The sequence below is a fragment of the Flavihumibacter solisilvae genome (assembly GCF_000814475.1).
Lineage (GTDB): Bacteria > Bacteroidota > Bacteroidia > Chitinophagales > Chitinophagaceae > Flavihumibacter > Flavihumibacter solisilvae.
In genome coordinates this window covers 29,304-47,793 of the sequence record NZ_JSVC01000010.1, presented here as the reverse complement: position 1 = coordinate 47,793, position 18,490 = coordinate 29,304, and the positions used below count along the sequence as shown (strand labels likewise).

At 49.0% G+C, this 18,490-nt stretch carries 16 protein-coding genes; 3 read left to right on the top strand and 13 right to left on the bottom strand.

Features of this window, described 5'->3' with window-relative positions; translation table 11 throughout:
* Positions 1-9 precede the first annotated feature (9 nt).
* The 6 genes from OI18_RS09540 to OI18_RS09515 form a co-directional block, all read right to left on the bottom strand.
* Entirely contained in the window at positions 10-669 is a 660-nt protein-coding gene (locus OI18_RS09540; protein ID WP_039139377.1) for a response regulator transcription factor, read from the bottom strand.
* Positions 670-724: 55 nt separating this feature from the next.
* Positions 725-1,678 carry a lysophospholipid acyltransferase family protein gene (locus tag OI18_RS09535; protein WP_262494001.1) on the bottom strand — a complete coding sequence of 318 codons (954 nt, stop codon included), beginning with the start codon at positions 1,676-1,678 and terminating at the stop codon, positions 725-727.
* A gap of 61 nt (positions 1,679-1,739) precedes the next feature.
* Positions 1,740-3,341, bottom strand: coding sequence for an L-aspartate oxidase (gene nadB / locus OI18_RS09530; RefSeq protein WP_039139375.1), 1,602 nt, complete (start codon positions 3,339-3,341; stop codon positions 1,740-1,742).
* Between the two features lie 9 nt (positions 3,342-3,350).
* A complete protein-coding gene (locus tag OI18_RS09525; RefSeq protein WP_052273040.1) occupies positions 3,351-4,028 on the bottom strand; it encodes a lysoplasmalogenase in 678 nt (225 codons plus the stop codon).
* Positions 4,028-4,795, bottom strand: coding sequence for a hypothetical protein (locus OI18_RS09520; protein ID WP_039139373.1), 768 nt, complete (start codon positions 4,793-4,795; stop codon positions 4,028-4,030). Before OI18_RS09520 ends, OI18_RS09525 begins: the two co-directional genes overlap by 1 nt.
* 24 nt (positions 4,796-4,819) lie before the next feature.
* Positions 4,820-5,782, bottom strand: coding sequence for an aldose 1-epimerase (locus OI18_RS09515; protein WP_039139371.1), 963 nt, complete (start codon positions 5,780-5,782; stop codon positions 4,820-4,822).
* Positions 5,783-5,849: 67 nt separating this feature from the next.
* Between OI18_RS09515 and OI18_RS09510 the strand changes: the two genes are divergently transcribed.
* Genes OI18_RS09510 through OI18_RS09500 form a run of 3 tightly spaced genes read left to right on the top strand, consistent with a single transcriptional unit; the run spans position 5,850 to position 8,371 of the window.
* Positions 5,850-6,668 (top strand): penicillin-binding transpeptidase domain-containing protein, encoded by an 819-nt coding sequence (locus OI18_RS09510; protein ID WP_039139369.1) that lies wholly within the window; start codon positions 5,850-5,852, stop codon positions 6,666-6,668.
* A 57-nt stretch (positions 6,669-6,725) separates the two neighbouring features.
* Entirely contained in the window at positions 6,726-7,724 is a 999-nt protein-coding gene (locus tag OI18_RS09505) for a vWA domain-containing protein (protein WP_039139368.1), read from the top strand.
* Complete coding sequence (locus OI18_RS09500; protein ID WP_039139366.1) at positions 7,721-8,371, top strand: tetratricopeptide repeat protein; 651 nt, start codon at positions 7,721-7,723, stop codon at positions 8,369-8,371. The genes OI18_RS09505 and OI18_RS09500 overlap by 4 nt, the downstream gene beginning before the upstream one ends.
* Before the next feature lie 210 nt (positions 8,372-8,581).
* Here OI18_RS09500 and ispG read toward each other — a convergent pair whose 3' ends face one another.
* The 7 genes from ispG to OI18_RS09465 all read right to left on the bottom strand — a co-directional run bounded on the left by ispG (position 8,582) and on the right by OI18_RS09465 (position 18,471).
* Positions 8,582-10,606: a (E)-4-hydroxy-3-methylbut-2-enyl-diphosphate synthase gene (ispG, locus tag OI18_RS09495; RefSeq protein WP_039139364.1), complete on the bottom strand. Its 2,025-nt coding sequence runs from the start codon at positions 10,604-10,606 to the stop codon at positions 8,582-8,584.
* Between the two features lie 67 nt (positions 10,607-10,673).
* Positions 10,674-11,210: a hypothetical protein gene (locus tag OI18_RS09490; protein ID WP_039139363.1), complete on the bottom strand. Its 537-nt coding sequence runs from the start codon at positions 11,208-11,210 to the stop codon at positions 10,674-10,676.
* Positions 11,211-11,212: 2 nt separating this feature from the next.
* A complete protein-coding gene (locus OI18_RS09485; protein WP_039139362.1) occupies positions 11,213-13,480 on the bottom strand; it encodes a TonB-dependent receptor family protein in 2,268 nt (755 codons plus the stop codon).
* On the bottom strand, positions 13,467-15,017 hold the full coding sequence (locus OI18_RS09480) for a vanadium-dependent haloperoxidase (protein WP_039139361.1): 1,551 nt from the start codon (positions 15,015-15,017) through the stop codon (positions 13,467-13,469). Before OI18_RS09480 ends, OI18_RS09485 begins: the two co-directional genes overlap by 14 nt.
* A gap of 10 nt (positions 15,018-15,027) precedes the next feature.
* Positions 15,028-15,972, bottom strand: coding sequence for a hypothetical protein (locus OI18_RS09475; protein ID WP_039139360.1), 945 nt, complete (start codon positions 15,970-15,972; stop codon positions 15,028-15,030).
* 46 nt (positions 15,973-16,018) lie between these two features.
* The gene (locus tag OI18_RS09470) at positions 16,019-17,101 is read right to left on the bottom strand and encodes a hypothetical protein (protein WP_039139358.1); all 1,083 of its coding nucleotides are present in this window, start codon (positions 17,099-17,101) and stop codon (positions 16,019-16,021) included.
* Between the two features lie 26 nt (positions 17,102-17,127).
* Positions 17,128-18,471, bottom strand: coding sequence for a vanadium-dependent haloperoxidase (locus tag OI18_RS09465; RefSeq protein ID WP_039139356.1), 1,344 nt, complete (start codon positions 18,469-18,471; stop codon positions 17,128-17,130).
* Between the last annotated feature and the right edge of the window lie 19 nt (positions 18,472-18,490).

Below are 18,490 nucleotides of genomic sequence, written 5' to 3'. Positions count from 1 at the left end.
GGATCGATCTTAAGTTACTGCAATCCCGTTCCTGATCGCAAATGTGACCAGGCCAACCCTGCTTTTTGTACTTAGTTTTTCAAACAGTGAATCCCGGTAGCCGTCTATTGTACGCGGACTCAGGTACATCTGTTTGGCAATTTCCTTATAGGTCAACTCGGTGCAGGCAAACTTCAGGAACTCGATCTCCCTGTCGTTCAGTTCGGAGAGCGGGTTGCCCGCACTTTCGTCATCGTCATACTTTTTAATCGTATGAACAAGTCTCCCCGTCACCAGCTCTGAATAATAACAGCCTTTCTGGACCAGGGCATCCATGGCTGCCCTGAGTTCTGCCGGCTCGCTGTACTTCATCACATAGCCTTTCACTCCCGCCTTGAACATGCGGATGATAGAATTCTCTGTGTCAAACATCGATAGAGCAAGCGTTTTTACTCCGGGGAAATGGCGCGTTAGCCAGCCGGTTGCAGAATAGCCGTCCATTTCCGGCATGTTTACATCCATCAGGACCAGGTCCGGAAGGTTTCCGGGTTCAATGCGGTCAATCATTTCCTTACCGCTGGAAGCTTCGAAAAGAACCTCGTAATTGTGGAAGCTTTGTACTATGGCACTTATGCCAGTTCGTATTAGTACATGATCGTCCACCAGCACCACTTTGAATGGTTGTCTCATAACAAACAATTTGTATTAGTGAGTAATGCTTAATGGGTATAGTAACTATTATGACCTATAAGGTAGAAACATAAGGATTGACCGATTTGGCCGGTGGCGGCGGAATGTCGATCCACTGTGACTCGTAACTCGTCTGCCAGGACTTTTTCCATCGGCGATGGCTCCACAGCCACATATCCGGGTGTTGATGGATCACCCGCTCCAGGAAATCCCTGTACTGCCGGGTCAGCTCGCCTTCCGGTAATGTTGCCGGGGTTTCAGCAGCAACATGTGCATGAACATAATAATGACCTCGCTTCTCCTTCGTAATGTGTACAAAGACAACCGGCACATTCCCCGCCCGGGCACCTTTTTCGGGGCCTGGAATAAATGCAGAGGGCATTCCAAAAAAATTCAACCACCATGCCCTTCCGACATTCGCCGGTACCTGGTCCGCAATGAGTGCAAGCAGGTATTGCTTGTCTCTTCCGTGCTTCAGCATCTGCCTTCGCATGTCTGTGGCTGGTAAAAGGACAGATCCTGCACGGGTGCGCAACCGGAGGAAGATTCTGTCCATCACCTTATTGTTTAATGGCAGGTACACCGCAAGCATCGTGAACTTGCAGCTGTACCCCACTGCCAGGCTTCCCATTTCCCAATTGAAATTGTGACCCAGGTGTACCTGGCACTTCAGCCCCCGGTCATATAATTCATCAAATACATGGAAGTCACCCTTGACACGTTTCGTTACGAACTTCCTGCCAGCTGACAACAACTTCAGGGTTTCTATAAAAGTATCCGTAAAATTTCTGTAAAACTTCCTGGCGACCTGCTCCCTCTCCTCCTCCGTTTTGTCCGGAAGTGCAATCGCAAGGTTCATCTTAACCACTTTGGTCCGGTAACCAAAAACCCGGAAGATCACCCAGCCGGCCAGGTCACTGACCAGGTATAACATCCACATCGGGAGCAACGATACCAGGTAAAGAAATCCATAAACGAGATAATACATGACCGCAGGTTGTAAATACAAAAGTAGTGGGCAAATCCTGCTAAATCCAAGCAGGGGGGACTGTGAAAAACACGGTAGTCGGTTAGAGGACTATATTTTGCAGCAATTCGCTTTTTTCGGGGTAGTCAGTATTGTAATGCAACCCACGGCTCTCTTTCCGGAACTGGGCCATCTTTACAATCAGGAAAGCAACGCTGATCATATTCCTTAATTCGCATAACTGCGGCGACACTTTGGTCGTAATATACAGTTGTTCTGTTTCCACCCAGAGCAGGTCCAGCCGTTTCATGGCGCGCTCCAGTCGCACGTCTGCCCTTACGATCCCTACATAATCACTCATCAGCAACTGCAGTTCCTTCAGGCTCTGGGTGATCAGGATCATCTCACGCGGATCTGTCGTTCCTCCTGCATCCCAGTCAGGGATCCTGTCCGGGTCAATGAGTTCCGTCACTTGCTGCGATGCATGTACAAACGCACGGTGCCCGAATACCATCGCTTCCAGCAGCGAATTGCTGGCCAGCCGGTTCGCTCCATGCAGTCCTGTCGATGCACATTCGCCTGCCGCATACAGGTTCAGGATAGATGTACGGCCCCATTCATCCGTCTTGATACCACCACAACTATAATGTGCCGCAGGGGCAACGGGGATCATCGACTTGGTAATGTCTATTCCCAATGACAGGCACTTTTCATAAATATTCGGGAAATGATGAATGAATTTCGCCTGGTCCATATGCCGGCAATCGAGGTACACATGTTCCGTACCCGTAATTTTCATTTCATTGTCTATCGCCCGCGCTACTATATCCCGGGGTGCCAGGTCCTTCCTTTCATCATACCTTTCCATGAAGGCCTCTCCATGCTTGTTACGGAGAATTGCTCCATCACCGCGCACAGCTTCCGTTATCAGGAATGCCTGCCCGCCCGTTCCCGGTTCATATAATGCCGTTGGATGAAACTGGATGAACTCCATATTTTCAATCCTTCCTTTTGCCCGGTATACCATCGATACACCATCACCGGTTGCTATCGATGGGTTCGTGGTTGAACGATACACCTGGCCGTTTCCACCTGTAGCCAGCAGTGTATGTCCCGCAATGATCTTTTCTATCTGGTGAGTGGAAGTATTCAGTGCATATACTCCATAACACTGGATGTTGGGAGTGCTTTTTGTAACGAGGAAACCCAGGTGGTGCTGCGTCAGCAGGTCAATCACAAACCAGTGCTTGATGATTTCAATATTGCTGTACTGCTTAACTTTTTCAAGCAGTGCCCTTTCCATCTCTTTTCCCGTAATGTCCTTGTGATGCAGGATCCGGTATTCACTGTGACCACCCTCACGACCCAGTGAATAATCACCGTCCGCATCCTTGTCAAACTGTGCTCCCCATCCAATCAGTTCCCTGATCCTTTCCACACCTTCCTTGACCACAATTTCCACGATATGGGCATTGCAAAGCCCATCACCGGCTATCAGAGTATCGTTAATATGTTTTTCAAAACTGTCATTTTCAAAATCGGTTACTCCCGCTATTCCTCCCTGTGCATACTTGGTATTTGTTTCATCAGCCGCAGCCTTTGTTACCACGGTAATTCTTTTGTCCGGAAACTGTTCCGCCATTTTAAGCGCATACGTCAAGCCTGCTATTCCCGATCCGATTACAAGGAAATCCGTTTTTTTCATGTGCCAAAATTATGACTTATGCGCTGTCCGCAACCAAATAGCGGCTCCGGATGCGAGAAATGCCTGGGCAAGGATATACGTTGTCATGATCAGCAGATCTGCGGCACCAAACGGTTCCAGGAATGTATTTACAGCAAGGATGCTGTCTGAAATGATGAATAGCAGGGCGCCGGTGATGGCCAGGTTGTGCCAGATATTATTCCGTGGCGAAGCATGGAACACAGCAATGAACATGGTGCCGATAATAATCGAATATACCAGTACGGGAACTTTCAATGCGAAGTCGAGTGCCGGTAACAGGTAGTAATTGAAGCTGGCGACATAAATCACCACGGCAGCAAGTATGTACCCGTTCCATTTGCGTGGCACCCCAGATCGCCTTCGCACAAGCAGGAAAAATATGACATAACAGGCATGGGCAAGCAGGAAAGAAGAAAGTCCGGCGATAAAGCCGGACCCTCCCTGTATCATTAAGAAAACATCTCCCAGCCAGGAGAAGATAAGCGCTGAAATTATCCAGGTACGCAATGAAGCGGATCCTGCGGTTACAATCATGAACCACGATACCAGGATCACCATCAGCATGGGTTTGGTGACAAACCGTACCGTGTCCCAGCCTGCAGCAATAGCTGCGAGGTGAACCGCCGCCACAATTCCGTAGCCTGCCAGCCAGCCTCGTCCTTTCATCAGTACTGGATAACGATTTCCAGGTTCTGCGGTGAATCGAGGGCATTCATCAGTCCGCCCATCAGCATCACTGTCTTTTTATCGGGTGAAAGCGTAGCTTTCGGGTTGCTTACATTTTTTGCTGCCTTCGGAAGTTTTACGGTAAGGTTCATCTGCATGTCTTCCATCATGGCCATCATTCCCCTCGACTCCTGTACTTTCGGATCGTTGAGCAGGCTGTCGTAACGCGCTTTATTCAGCGTGCGGCTGTATTTGCCCGGTGATATCGCAACGTCATAAATGCTGCTGATCTTTTCGATTCCGGCATTGTCGGCACCATCACCCTGGCCACCGGCATTCGGGTTAAGTCCTTTCAGCACATTGCCCATCATGCCATTTCCACTCATCGCAGAATACAGCTTATTCGCATCCGACAAGTTTTTGAACGGATAATTCATGTCAAGTTTGAACAGGTTCTCCTTGATATTCATTTTCAGGTTCATGACACCATTCCGTAATAAGGCCTTGTTCTCTTTGGTGATATTAGTGGCCGTATCTACCATGTCTTTCATGTAAATGGTGGTATCGAGTGCACGGTCCATTCCTTCTTTTTTGAGTTCTTCCTCACCGGCAAAGCTTTTCAGCATTTCGAACAACTTTCCCATATCTGATTTTATGGTCAGTTTACCTGAGCCGTCCTCCTTGATTTCTACTTCCTCATTGATCTGGATACAGGAAACGAAGCAAACTGCAAACAGTGCAGCCAGGAACATTTTTGCTTTATTCATAAGTGGGTTTGTTAATAGTTACAATTAAACGGTTTCTTCAGTTTTTATAGTGTAATGCAAGGTAAAGGCTTTTTCCTCACCCGGATCCAGCGTTACGAGTCCCATCCGGTTGTTGAAACTGTCGGGTGCAGAACTCAGGTTCTCGATCGCTATGCTCTTCCTGTCGCCGGGAATATACAATTGCAGGTAGGGATATTGACCGTCGGTGGTGAATTCAATCCTGGCTTTCCGGTCCGGACTACTGAAAACACAAGCCGGCTGCCCGCCCTCCGGATCCAGCAGGAAACAATTATCCAGCATCGTATCCCCGATTGCCTTCGGTTCATTGAATGTATCAAAGGGTAACACCTGCCTCGTGGGAACAAGGTGTGAATCAAATTCTACCATCCCCCCGGAGGGAAATTGCAGGAAACAATCGTCAACCGGCGCATTCAGCTGGAAATAAGGATGCCAGCCGTCGGAAATCGGGATCTTTTCCTCCCCCTTATTCTGAAGCGAAGTCTGTACCTGCAGGGTAAGTCCCGGTAGCAGGGTGTAGGTCACCCTGCAGCGGTAATGGAAAGGGTATCCTGGGTCCTCGGCCTTATACTCATAGGAGAAGCTGGCAGAAGCCATAAAGTCAGTTACCTGCTTTCCGTCCTCGCTGAAATTTTTATTGAACAGCAAACCGTGGATCGCAGAACCATCAATGAATTTCTTTTCGAATTCATATTGTTTTCCCTCCCAGCTGTACCGTGCATCCCTGATCCTGCACGCAAAAGGAGAGAGCTTGCTGCTTTTATAACTGAGCGACAGGTTCCTGTCTATGTCGCCGATGTCTGTATAATTGTTGATTATGTTGTAGGTACTCCCGTTTATCGGCGCTTCAAAAGCATGGAGCATTGCGCCCTGGTCAGGTGCGATGGAAACGGTTGCCTGCATCTCGTCGTCATGCAGGTGGAGGAGGCGGATTCCTTCCGACACCTGCTGCGTTATGCGAAATCTCATGCTTCAAATCTACCATAATTGAACTTCAAATGACAGTTCCCCTAACTTTGCGCCACAATATTTTTTTATGCGTTACCTGTTTGGCTTTTTCTGTTTGTCAGTGCTCGCCGTCGCATGTTCACCTAATAACGTGACAGAAGAAAAGGGCCTTGAAAAGTATTTCACCGAACATCATGTTACCGGGGTTTTTGGCTTATTTGATAATGGACAGGGGAATTTTGTACTGAGTGACACCAAAAAATTCCGCGACAGCGCATACCTGCCCGCTTCTACTTTTAAAATTGTCAACTCCCTGATCGGGATTGAAACAGGCAGGGTAAAGGATGACAGTACAGTTATTCCGTGGGACGGCATCACCCGCCCGGTACCCGAATGGAACCAGGACCTGAGCATGTACAGGGCATTCCGTTATTCTGCAGTGCCCTGGTTCCAGGAGCTGGCCCGCCGGATCGGAAAGGACACTATGCAGTTCTGGCTCGACAGCCTCGGCTATGCAAGCAGGTATAAGCCCGCAAAGATTAGCAGGATCGATACCTTCTGGCTGGATAATTCCATAAAGATCACTCCCGATGAGCAGCTTGGACTGGTCAAGAGACTTTATTTTGACCAGCTGCCCTTTCAGCGCCGCACGCAGGACATTGTCAGGAGAATGATGCTGATGGAAGACAACAGCAATTACAAGCTGAGTTATAAGACCGGTTGGGAACACGCTGAAAATGGTGATGCAATCGGCTGGCTGGTGGGCTGGATCGAAGAGAACAGGCATCCCTATTTCTTCGCACTGCAACTCCGGTCATCTGATCCTGACATAAATATGAAAGAAGTAAGATTGTCAATCCTGAAGGGGATCCTGAAAGAACTGGGATTCATGGAAGGAAAGAAATAAGACTTTGGCTTCCTTTTTGCCCGCAGGAACAGTACATTGTGAAAAAACTACGGGTCCTTGTTCCACTTTGAAAACATATTCCTGCTCGCCGGCCTGGCAGCCGTGCCGGTTATCATCCTTCTTTACCTGGCTATACTCCGGTGGAAGAAAAAGACGGCAATCAAGATCGGTGATCCCGCAATTATAAGCGGACTCACCAGGAACTTCAGCGCGCAACGGTATTTCATCAAAATGGTGCTGGCATGTACTGCCCTCGTTCTGCTTGTCGTTGCCGCGGCAAATCCCCGAACAAAAGGAGAAAGCGGCAATGTGAACCGGAAGGGCGTGGATGTGATGATCGTGATGGATGTCAGCAAAAGCATGCTGGCCCAGGATGTGAAACCGAACCGCCTCGAAAAAGCGAAGCAGCTCGTGAGCCTGCTGATCGAAGACCTGGCCGACAACAGGATTGGCCTGATCTGGTTTGCAGGTCGCGCCTACCTCCAGATGCCACTCACAACAGATGTTTCTGCTGCCAAAATGTATTTACAGAATGCTGGGCCCGAGGCAGTGCCTACGCAGGGGACAGTAATCGGCGAGGCATTGCGGATGGCAGGATCATCATTCAACAGCAAGGAAAAAAAGCACAAGGCGATTATCCTGATCTCAGACGGGGAAGACCATGATCCCGAGGCGCTGAATATTACCCGCCAGCTCGTGGAGAGTGGTGTCATGATCAATACTGTAGGTATCGGCTCTCCTGAAGGCGCCACTATTTTTGACCCTCTTACCAACGATACAAAACGGGATGCCAATGGCAACACCGTCATCAGCAAGCTGAATGAAGCACAGCTGCGTGAGCTGGCCCAGCAGGGGAATGGTGTGTATGTTTATCTGCAGGATGCCGGTTCAGCGGTTAAAACTCTCGCCGAACAATTAGGTAGCATCGAACAGAAGCAACTCCAGGATTCCTCATTTATTCAATACAATACCTATTTCTATTATTTTCTTGCCGTGGTACTGCTGCTTCTCCTGGTCGAATTGTTCACACCCGAAAGAAAAATTTCCGCTGCATGAAAAAAATCTTCTGCATAATGCCGGTGGCCATCTGCAGCGCCATCACGCTATTCGGGCAGTCTGCCGAACTTCGGTCCGGAAACAAATTGTATAAAGAAGGGAAATATGATGAAGCTGTTGCTGAATATGACAAAGCAGTAAAAAAATCTCCGGCAGATATAACAGCAATGTATAATCGCTCCAACGCCCTCGCGAAAAAAGGCGATAAGGAAGCCGCACTCGAATCATACGATCGCCTCATCGCTGAAGGCAAGGACCCGAAAATTGTTGAACGGGCACTTTACGATAAAGGTGTGCTGCACCAGCAGCTGCAACAACTGGATCAGAGCATAGATGCCTGGAAATCTGCCCTGCGCCTGGATCCTGATGACCAGCAGGCCCGCGAAAACCTTGAGAAGGCATTGCGGGAAAAGAAACGCCAGCAGGAAGAAAAAGAAAAGCAGGAAAAGGAACAAAAGCCCAAAGACAAAAAAGAAAAGGACAAAGACAAAGAGCAGCAACCAAAACCTCAGCAGCAACAGCAAAGCCGCCTGAACCAGCAACAGGTTGAACAACTCCTCCGCGCACTCGAACAAAAAGAAAAAGAGGTCCAGAAAAAAATGCAGCAAAAAACCGCCAGCCCCAACAAACCCGAAAAAGACTGGTGATCTCCCTGCGACATCGTGTAATTCACCCGTCGGGTCTCACCCGTCGGGTAAAAATGTAGGATAACACCCAGTTTTTGAGAAGTTCGGACAACAGTGATAAGCGCTAATTCAAGTATCGAAAAATCGTCAGTAGGTTCACATGTAGGTTCACCCGTCGGGTCCCACCCGTCGGGTGAAATGGGTGATTAAACCCAGTTTTAGCACAGGCGATTAGGCGTTTTCGACCCAAACGTCGCTTTCGCGGAGGAGATTGATGAGTTCATCGACAGCAACTTCACTATCGACATTGCGTTTCACGACTTCTTTTCCTTTGTAGAGGGTGATCTTGCCGGGACCGCTGCCTACATAGCCAAAGTCAGCGTCGGCCATTTCGCCGGGGCCATTCACGATACAGCCCATGATCGCAATTTTTACTCCTTTCAGGTGATTGGTAACTGACCGGATCCGCGAAGTGGTTTCCTGCAGGTCGAACAACGTTCGTCCGCAGCTCGGGCAGGAGATGTATTCCGTTTTTGAAATCCTGGTACGGGTAGCCTGGAGAATCGAAAATGCAGTATTGTTTGTAAACTGGTAGACATCCCTTACAGGCAGGTAAGTGCGGCCGGTGACTTCAACATTTTTTATTTCCCCGTTGCCGGAATAGCCGAGGCAGATTCCATCCCCGAATCCGTCAAGCAACAGTGGCCCTGTTTCAGCTGCAAAATGAATAAGGTGTTCGTCCGTGGTTTGCCATCCACTGTCCGTCATAAGGATCACCGGGTTACGGATGCTTTTATCCATCAGTTCTATACACATGCGGCGTACCGATTGAAGTGCATTACTATTCGTACTGCTAAGGCAGAGCACTACTGTCGGATCATTTGCGAGCTGTTCAAGAAATGTAAAGTCATTCAGCGGCGTGCTGTCATTGAAACAGTCGACCATCACAAAGTTCAGTCGTTGGCTTTTTTTAGGTGCAGAAACGAACCCGCTATCCTGGAATATTGGGAAATACTCCGGACTGTCAGCCAGGGCTTCCCAGGCAGCAGGATACATAATTACTTTGAGTGTACCTGGCAGGGCAAAATCAACCGGCTGGCTGCCGGTGAAGATGTAATCAGCCGCAGCATCACCGATGGTCCATTTATCCAATGAAGGTTCGTAAGTGTACCCGATTCCCTGCAGATGTTCCGGGGTGATCTTTTCAATCCTGCTCAGGTCTGCTATAACAACCGGGACGTTTTTCCCGCCAATATTGTCAACGGCAAAGCTTTCCCGCCTGCGGTATTCAAACGGGGAGTAACGAAGGTTTTCTGCATCCAGTTCCGGAAGAAGTCCATTCGAGCGGGAAGCCGGACCCTGTCGGCCGGATACAGGTTCATATCTCTTAACCAGGTCTTTGCAAACCGGGATCTCAAATTCAGGATCCTCTGTGAGTGAAACACGAATCGTGTCGCCAATTCCATCTTCGAGCAGGGACCCGATCCCGATTGCAGATTTGATCCTGCCGTCTTCACCGTCCCCGGCCTCCGTCACGCCGAGGTGCAGCGGATACATTTCACCAAACTCGTTGTACATGGTCTGGATAAGGAGGCGATAAGCCTGCACCATGACCTGCGGATTGGAGGCCTTCATGCTAAGCACGATGTTGTGGTAGTTTTCGTCACGTGAAATTCGCAGGAATTCCATAGCACTCTCAACCATTCCCATTGGCGTGTCGCCATACCGGCTCATAATGCGATCGCTTAATGAACCGTGGTTGGTCCCGATCCGCATCGCGGTACCATATTCTTTACAGATCTTCACCAGTGGCGTAAACCGATGCCTGATGCGATCTATTTCTTCTGCATATTCGGCATCGTTGAACTCGAGCTGTTCAAATTTCTTTTTATCTACATAATTGCCGGGATTGACCCTTACTTTTTCCACTATCCTTGCTGCAATTTCAGCGGCATTGGGTGTGAAATGAATATCTGCGACGAGAGGGGTATGAAAGCCACGTTTCCGCAATTCATTTTTGATCGCGAGCAGGTTTTCTGCTTCTTTTTTGCTCGGGGCTGTGATCCGGACAAGTTCCGCGCCCGCTTCAATACAACGGATCGACTGTTCCACAGTGGCGATGGTATCCATCGTATCGGTTGTGGTCATTGTCTGGATCCGGATGGGGTTACCATTCCCAAGTATAAGATCCCCTATACGTACCTCTTTGGTTAGTAGTCGTTTGTAATTTATCAGCGAGGAAGCGTAGGAGTTCATGGTCACACTTTGAGACGCAAATTTAGAATAAAACGGTGCACGAACCGGCGATTTAACGATAAGTGAATTACTGTCTCCGAAGAACGGCCCTTTGATAACTCCTCACTCCATAACTCTTAACTTTCGGCACCGTACTGTCGCGACCCCCGGTTACTGCAATCGGCTTCTCCTGGATGTTGTAAAACTCCACGACGAGGCTGTCGCCCGATAACCAATAGCTGTTGGTGATTGTATTTCCGCCGACGGTGAAGCTGCCGAAGAACCTGCCACCAATAAAGAACTGGTCAAGCACGATGCTGTTCTTTTCGTCTATCAGCCAGTGACCCTTTGACTTGTCAAATGGCTTCAGCAGGTATGGCCTGTTGTCTTTCTGTCCTTCGCCGTAAATGAGTCGCCAGCTGTAATGATCCGCACTATCGGCAGGCAGTACGTGCAGTTCCATTTGTACCGGCTCCCGTTTATTTACACCCTGGTACCATTCCAGGGTGCCTTTCCATCTACCGACCCAGCCACCTGGAAACGCTGATTGTGCGCGCAAATCTGCCACAACCAAACATTGCGCAGCGACCAGGAACAAACTGGCCAGGTACAACCTTGTAGTCATCTTCAGAGATTTATTCCCGCCGAAATTATTATACTCCGGCCATCTGAAGGATATAAACCTCCGGGCCCGGGGAAGAATGCCGGCCGCTGGGTGAAATATTGCCTGTTGAAAATATTGTTCATGAGAAGCCTGAGCGTCACAAACTTTTCAAACCGGTAAGTGAAGTTCCAGTCTACAAGCTGGTATCCGGGGATCCTGCCCACTGTTCCACTTGCATTCGGTGTTTCTGTATTAAGCGGGTCGGCATAGGTTGCTGCTGTGTAGCTGTATTGCAGCGTACTTGATAAGCGTTTTAATTTGAACTGGAGACCATTGCGGCTGATAAATGGCGGGGCCGCTTCAACCTTATTCCCTTTGATGTCGGTATTGTTGCCACTTACCACCACCGTTCCTTTCCTGTAACGCGCATACATGACCGAAGATGAAGTAAAGACGGAAAGTCCGAACGACCCGCGAGAACCGGCCTTACGTCCAACCAAATCAAGTTCAGCATACACTTCGAGTCCTTCCGCAAGCGATCTCCCCGTATTGGTCTTATACAAGTAGGTTGCGCCACTGCCATCTGTTACGGCCACATTTCCTGTCCTGTTTTTATAATCAACCAGGAAGATATTTGCATCAAACCTGAATCTTTTGCCCACTGTTCCCCTCAACCCCAGTTCGGCATTATTCCCATATGCATCCTTAATTCCCGGATCAATTTTATTCAGCGTTGTTGCCGGAATGATATCCGCAAATATCACCGGGCGATAAGCCTGTGACCAGTTTGCAAAGACCTGGATGTGTTTTCCCGCCTCATACTGCATGCTTGCCCCGAGCAGGAAAAAACTATGGTCGATCTCAACAGGTATGTTCACAGGGTCGATGTTGTAAATATATCCGCCCATCCGCGTGCTGCCATTTTCAAACCTGAACCCCGCGGTAAAGCTTAGTTTCCTGTGAAGCTGCAACATGTTCTCTGAAAAAACCGAAACATTCTTTGTCCGGAATGACATATCCCTTCCCCACTTCGGATCCGTGAGTGAAAGATCATAATCACTTCCCGTAGTTCCTTTGCCCAGCTGGTGCCTGCCAAGGTTATTGTTGATATAACGAACACCACCAACTACAGCATGTGTTTTTCCGAACCATTGGTAATAGTGACGGACCCTCGCTTCGGCTGAATAGCTATGATAGTTGTCAATGTCCACCTGGCGGGGATTGTATTCTCCGGTAGCCGCATTGATCGTATCGGCAACTGTCGAAAGGGCAATGAACTGCACACTGTTCCTGGATCCGAGTACCGCACTACCAATTACATTAAGTTGAGTATTGCGGCCAAGGGAATAATCGAGCCGTATTGAAGGCAAATGAATGGTTGGACTGTAATAATTCCTGTTACGTGTGGATTGCCTCGGGTTTTGACGGAACTGCACATCATTAAGCCCCCCATTAATGTGGTTGACATAATCCATGTGGTTATATTCCAGTCGCATGGAAAGGTCACGGCTGAATTGATATTCCAGGTGCGCATGGGCCGCGAAATATTTGTATTCACTATTGTCACGATAGCCATCCGATTTCCTGTAATTCACATAACTGTAATATTTCAGCCTGTTGACTTTACCGCCAACAGCATTATAAGTACTGAACAAACCATAAGATCCAACCGAGTTGGATGATTCAAAGGAAATTCTCTTCGTGGTGTCTGCATCCTTCGTGACATAGTTCACCATACCGCCGAACTGCGCGCCATACTGTAATGATCCGCTTCCCCTCACCAGTTCAATCCTTTCAATGGATTCCGTTGGTGCATTGAAATGACTGGCAGGATATCCATAGAGGTCTGAATTGGTCATCACATCATTATGCCGCACATTCATTTCCCAGGAACGGTGGGCAGTGAGGGCACGGGCCGAAATATTCACCTGGTTCCCCGTACCATCATTTTCATAAACAAAAATTCCCGGCACCTTCGCAAACAATTGTCTTGGGTTATTATCTACCCTGTTTGCGTCCAGGTAATCAAGGCGCACGGTTTCAGTTTTCCTCCCCGCATAAATATAAGTTCCCTTCACAGCAGGCATTGGCAAGAGTCGTGACGACCGTTGATCTGCTGTTACAAGAACGCTGTCAAGGGAACGATACGGTAAAGAATCAGCATGTCGCCTGCCGGAATCCTGCGCGAAGCAGAATTTCGACAGGCCGAGTGCTGAAACAATAATTAATAGCCCGGGAAGCCCTGAACCCCCGGAAAACACCCGAAGCCCGGAAAATTTAATCTGCGCCATCAGTTTTTGCTCGTTCAATTGCGTAATTCCCTACTTTATTTCCAGTTTCAATTCCGATCTCGCAGTCACTGCGATAGTGAATGCCGCCATACATTCTCGATAAGGATGCTTCGGCTGCCATCGCAGTATAAGCGCTTGCCCTGTCAGGAATTATGTAACCCAGGATGGTGGCAGCTGCGCCACTGAATGTCGAGTGCCCTGAGATATATGCCGGGAAATTCGGGATCCCCGTAGTTGTCTTGATTGCCGGGTCAAGCTGTGTCGGCCTGGGATTGAAATAAAACATTTTAGTGTCCCAGCATACAATGGCAGCATCCATGAGACTCATGTTCAGCAATGCCATGTTCCTTGCCCACCGTACTTCACTGAAATTCTTTTTAATGAAATCTTCAGCTGCGATGGCATCCCAGTGGCCTGGCGGTGTATAGGTGCCTACGCCATCGGCCCAGTAATGCACGATCCTGATCTGTTCGCGTGTCGGATTCTTCACGTAATCATAGATCTCTTTTGTTTCGTCCTTCATTTTCTGGCTCGCAACCGGCGGGGGTGGGCCAGGACGTAAAGCAATTGTTGTCAGGGAATCAAACAGGAATGGCTTAACTACGCCAAACGCTGGCAGCATGGGCGGGCGCTTTGGCACTTCCAGGCTATACCAGGGTGTTTCACCACGCGCGATGCAATCATCCTCAAGTTTTTTCCACATGGCCGGGTTACCACCTGCAACACCGGCGCGATCTGTTCTTGCTCTTGCGACAAAGCGTTGTGCAACTGCTTTCCCAAGCGCTTCACCAGCTTCGAGATCACTCCTGACATTGGCGCCCGAAATGATGCGGGAACGGCGATGCTCTTCCGCTTTCTTCTGGATATAATCCTGGTCACCAGGAAACAGCAGTTTCATCATTTCAGCCGCTGCACCTGCGATCACCGCATCTTCAGAAGGATAGGAGGGCAGCTCCGAACGGTTGATCAGCACTTTCAGCGAACTGTCTACGTTGTAAGGTGCTTTCCTGTTGTATAATTTTTTGTAATGCCAGGCAGCCACCAGCGCATCGTATTGTGCGGCACTCACATACGCATATGCCCTTGCTGCGTATGGCGGATTGGCAAACGGAAACTGCGGATAGGCGAGGGGGTTAGTCGCACTGGGTGCAGGGTATGTACCGTCTTCGTTCTGGTAAGGTGGCAGGTTATGCTTTGCCACGAGCTCACGAAGTATCTCATTCCATCGCAAGATGCCGCCTGCAGACCAGTATTTTACAATGCCTTTCTCTTCGTCGCTCAGGTCAGCCTGCGTGGCCTTGATCTCATTGATCTGGGCTACATAATCCGGCACATTCGTCGGGATCGGGGCTGGTACCTGGATCTCATCCGGACTGGCCAGCAATACCGGTTTCCAGGTTCCTGCATCAATATCTGTTGAAGCAGGCTCGAGGGGCGGCAGGTTCGCCGTCCTGTCATTTATATCTTTGGAACAGGCTATAACGATCGTTCCTGTAACCAGGACGAACATGCCTGCGTATCTGAATGTCTTTTTCATAACAATTCACTTATTGGTTGAAATTGTTTTTGTCCAGTTTTTTGTTGAAGTACAGTGCATAGAAGATCCCGGCATTCACGTTGAACGCCTGGCCTGAATTCCTTCCATGGATCACATAGCCACCACCGCCGAGGAAGGACAGGTTTGTATGCTGCTTCAGCGTGTATTTGGCATTCACCCCTGCACTCGTTGAATTCATTTTATTGCTCGGGAATGGCATGTTGTTCCGCGTAATGTCAAATCCTCCAAGTGTAGTCCAGTTGCTGAGCAATGCTTCGGCTATCAGGTACTTCCCGCGGTAACCTGTCCTGAGCTGGAAGCTTGCCGCGTCAGGCATTTTCACCTCGTTGGTGCTATGAAGCTCAGTGTCGAAGTATGACGTGCGGTCCAGCTTCACATTGCTTCGCCATACATAGGCTGCAGAGCCGGTAGCGAAGAACCTGCTGGTATGAACGTAGTCTATCATCAGCCTGCCGGTTACATTTGTACTTCCCAGCCCGATCGATAACGGTAAATAATCTATTACATAATCACTTAGGGGAGTGGAAACGCCGCCTACCAGTAACAGTTGCAACTTGTTTTTCCCGAACACCTTTGTATAAGGTTTCCATTTTACATTGAGTGAAATGTCCTGCACACCATCCAATCCTTTCAAGGTGCCGGCGCTGGCTTTTGTCCACACATACGGCGCACCGACCATTACATTCAGTTTGTCGGTTATGCCATAGTTGGCCATAAACATTACGGACTGGCTGCTTACATCGCCAAGGTTCAGGTTGTTTCTTTTTAGTGTGCCCTCCCAGTATTCATCCCATTTGGAATAATTGTACATGAATCCTGCACAGAACTGGGTCTTGTTCATCATGATGGCATCCACTTCTGTCTGCCCCCTTGTCACAGAATGAAAAAGCATGCCCGAAAGCAGCATGCATGCGGTTAAATATTTTGACTTCATAAAAAAGCAGTTAATGTTGTTGAATTTAATCTGAGCCTCTCCCTGCCTATAACCTCACTGTCAATCCCACATTTATTGAATAATCTGCAAATGCTGCATCACCATGGCGGTAAGTACCTGTTATCTCAGAATTTTCTTTATCGGTCACACTCTGGGTGCGGTTACGCACTGCGGCAACAGGAACGTTTGCGAACAGGATTGTTTTTTTCATCTGGTAAACCAGTCCCGGCTCTACCGAAACGATATAGCCCGGTCTGCGGAATCCTTTGCTGCCACCGAGAACGTCTTCAACAGGAATGCCTTCCAGTCGTCCACCGAGGCTGGCGGAGAGTCCGCGCATCCTGCCGAGGAAATTATAGTTGAATCCTACGCGGGCGAGGTATTGGTCGGGAACACTCATGATGGATTCATTGGCCAGGGTCGGGCTCAATGTTTCGCGGTAAGTGCGGGTTCCATTCACTTCCCTTGGGTTGAACAGGTAATACGCATTTGCATATACGCCGGCAAGGGGTGTGAAATTATAAAAGCCGTTCAGTTCAACGGCAACGCCTGTGCCCCCGTCGCCAAGTTGAATGGACTGGTCCACCGGTCTAAGTTCCTGCGAACCGTTAGGTCCGACATTATAGAAGTAATCTTCGTAATCATAATCCCCTGTCGGCAGTTTAAGCCCGGCACCCAGCTGGAAATTCCCTTTACTGTGTTTGGCGGGATCAATCATCCAGCGGTAAGCCATGATCCTCATATCACCGATCCCGAATGATTCGGTATTATGCCGCTCGGTGCGTCCATGTTCGTATAAGGATGACCGCTTGTTGATGCCGATCGGCATTCCCACCAGTATTGACCAACGGTTGTTTACCTGTTTCATTACCGATAGGTCGAGCAGGTGCTGCCAGTTGATCACTTCAGTATTTTGTTTCAGTCTTTCTTCCTGTTCTTCCTTTCCTTTAAAATGCCGGAAGGATTTGAAATAACGGTATCCCATAGATACCTGCCATTGTCCCGCATCGGCCTGTTGGGCAGATACGTTACAGCTTGTTCCGGTGCCACGTAGGGCCACACATCCCTGTGAGTACGCATTAATGGTAAAAAATGTAGCAGCAGTAAGTATTGGTATGATAATTTTCATAATAGTCGCTCAGTTTTTTGGTCTGGTTATTTTTTCATAGTCAGTCGGCTCACAACGAGTGAACCTATTTTTTTGCCGGATTCGGCGCCCAGGTCGTTATCGAACCTGTAATGGATGCCTCCGTAAAGCCTCGACATCGCAGCTTCTTTTGCGGCACTCCGGAATGAAATGACCTCACGGTTCCCGATTCCGAATTCAAGCAGCGATGTATCGGTAAAGCTGAGCTTGTCGCCAAAAACGCTTGTCATGGATTCCGCGGCAGCAGCAGATACCGTCGCATGGCCACTTGGGTAAGAAGGGAATGGTGGTGTCTGGATATATGGTCTCCATTCCGGGTCTACCAACTGGTTGATGGCCGTTTCAGGCCTCACATAGTTAAAAATGAATTTGCCTTCCCAGCAGCTGATGAAGCCATCGAACATGGCAATCGCCGTTTTCGTGTAGGCGGTAACGGTAGTATTGAAATCCGCACCGGCTTTCTGTGCGGCAATGCCTACAATATTCATCCAGTGACCCGGGGGCGAAAACTTCTTGGTAGCAAACATCACATGCCCGCTTACGTTCATCTTGAACGGGTTATCGTCCCAGAAGTCAGCAATATGTTTTTGTTCTTCGGTCAAACTATCCCCTATGTGCTTAACTTCCATCATATCCCTGTAAAATGGTCCTTTCAGGTTTTTGATATCATACACCGGTGGAATCTGCGCCCGGCATGCTACCAGGCTGTCCATCACCATCGGCCTGATCTCACCCCAATGTGGTTCAACTGCCTGGGCATACATGGGTGGCGTAGGCACCCAACGCCCGGCGTCGTTATTCACCGTGTACCTTGTTGCAGAACGTGTTTGTGCATAATTATCGCCCTTCGACCAGGCAAGGATGCGGGAAGAAACGGTGTCCGCATAGATCCTTGTTGCTGTGATCATTTCTTCCGGCATGCCCAGGCTGTCGGCCATCCGGATCAAAGCATCGTAATGGGCCATCATACTTCCTTCCGGGAACGTAACGGCATTACCCACTTTGGTAAAAGCCAGCATCGAGGCAAGTGGAAAATTGATTTTCGCAGTATCACCGGGAGCGGGCAGTGCCGGCAGGTGACGCACCTGGCCCGACAATGACTGGTAATGCACGGGATCTCCCGCAGCTATTACTTCGTAAGCCGCGATTGTCGCATAAGCGTAATTACGGCTGGCGATCATCGGGGGGAAATTGTTTTCAAGCACCACGTTATTCAGCTTCTTCACGGTCTTGCAGAACAGTAAAGGATCACTTATTGCTTGCTGGTAATTGTGATTGTCGGGTTTGCAGGAGGTAACACAGGCCACAAAGAACAGGCAACCGCTAATGGCCGCCGTCATCAGAGTTTTCATTTCGGTCAATTAAGAATAG

Excerpts from the sequence above, each read along its gene's own strand:
- OI18_RS09540 (WP_039139377.1), bottom strand. The coding sequence starts at position 669 with ATGAGACAACCATTCAAAGTGGTGCTGGTGGACGATCATGTACTAATA.
- nadB (WP_039139375.1), bottom strand. The coding sequence starts at position 3,341 with ATGAAAAAAACGGATTTCCTTGTAATCGGATCGGGAATAGCAGGCTTG.
- OI18_RS09525 (WP_052273040.1), bottom strand. The coding sequence starts at position 4,028 with ATGAAAGGACGAGGCTGGCTGGCAGGCTACGGAATTGTGGCGGCGGTT.
- OI18_RS09520 (WP_039139373.1), bottom strand. The coding sequence starts at position 4,795 with ATGAATAAAGCAAAAATGTTCCTGGCTGCACTGTTTGCAGTTTGCTTC.
- OI18_RS09515 (WP_039139371.1), bottom strand. The coding sequence starts at position 5,782 with ATGAGATTTCGCATAACGCAGCAGGTGTCGGAAGGAATCCGCCTCCTC.
- OI18_RS09510 (WP_039139369.1), top strand. The coding sequence starts at position 5,850 with ATGCGTTACCTGTTTGGCTTTTTCTGTTTGTCAGTGCTCGCCGTCGCA.
- OI18_RS09500 (WP_039139366.1), top strand. The coding sequence starts at position 7,721 with ATGAAAAAAATCTTCTGCATAATGCCGGTGGCCATCTGCAGCGCCATC.
- ispG (WP_039139364.1), bottom strand. The coding sequence starts at position 10,606 with ATGAACTCCTACGCTTCCTCGCTGATAAATTACAAACGACTACTAACC.
- OI18_RS09490 (WP_039139363.1), bottom strand. The coding sequence starts at position 11,210 with ATGACTACAAGGTTGTACCTGGCCAGTTTGTTCCTGGTCGCTGCGCAA.
- OI18_RS09485 (WP_039139362.1), bottom strand. The coding sequence starts at position 13,480 with ATGGCGCAGATTAAATTTTCCGGGCTTCGGGTGTTTTCCGGGGGTTCA.
- OI18_RS09480 (WP_039139361.1), bottom strand. The coding sequence starts at position 15,017 with ATGAAAAAGACATTCAGATACGCAGGCATGTTCGTCCTGGTTACAGGA.
- OI18_RS09475 (WP_039139360.1), bottom strand. The coding sequence starts at position 15,972 with ATGAAGTCAAAATATTTAACCGCATGCATGCTGCTTTCGGGCATGCTT.
- OI18_RS09470 (WP_039139358.1), bottom strand. The coding sequence starts at position 17,101 with ATGAAAATTATCATACCAATACTTACTGCTGCTACATTTTTTACCATT.
- OI18_RS09465 (WP_039139356.1), bottom strand. The coding sequence starts at position 18,471 with ATGAAAACTCTGATGACGGCGGCCATTAGCGGTTGCCTGTTCTTTGTG.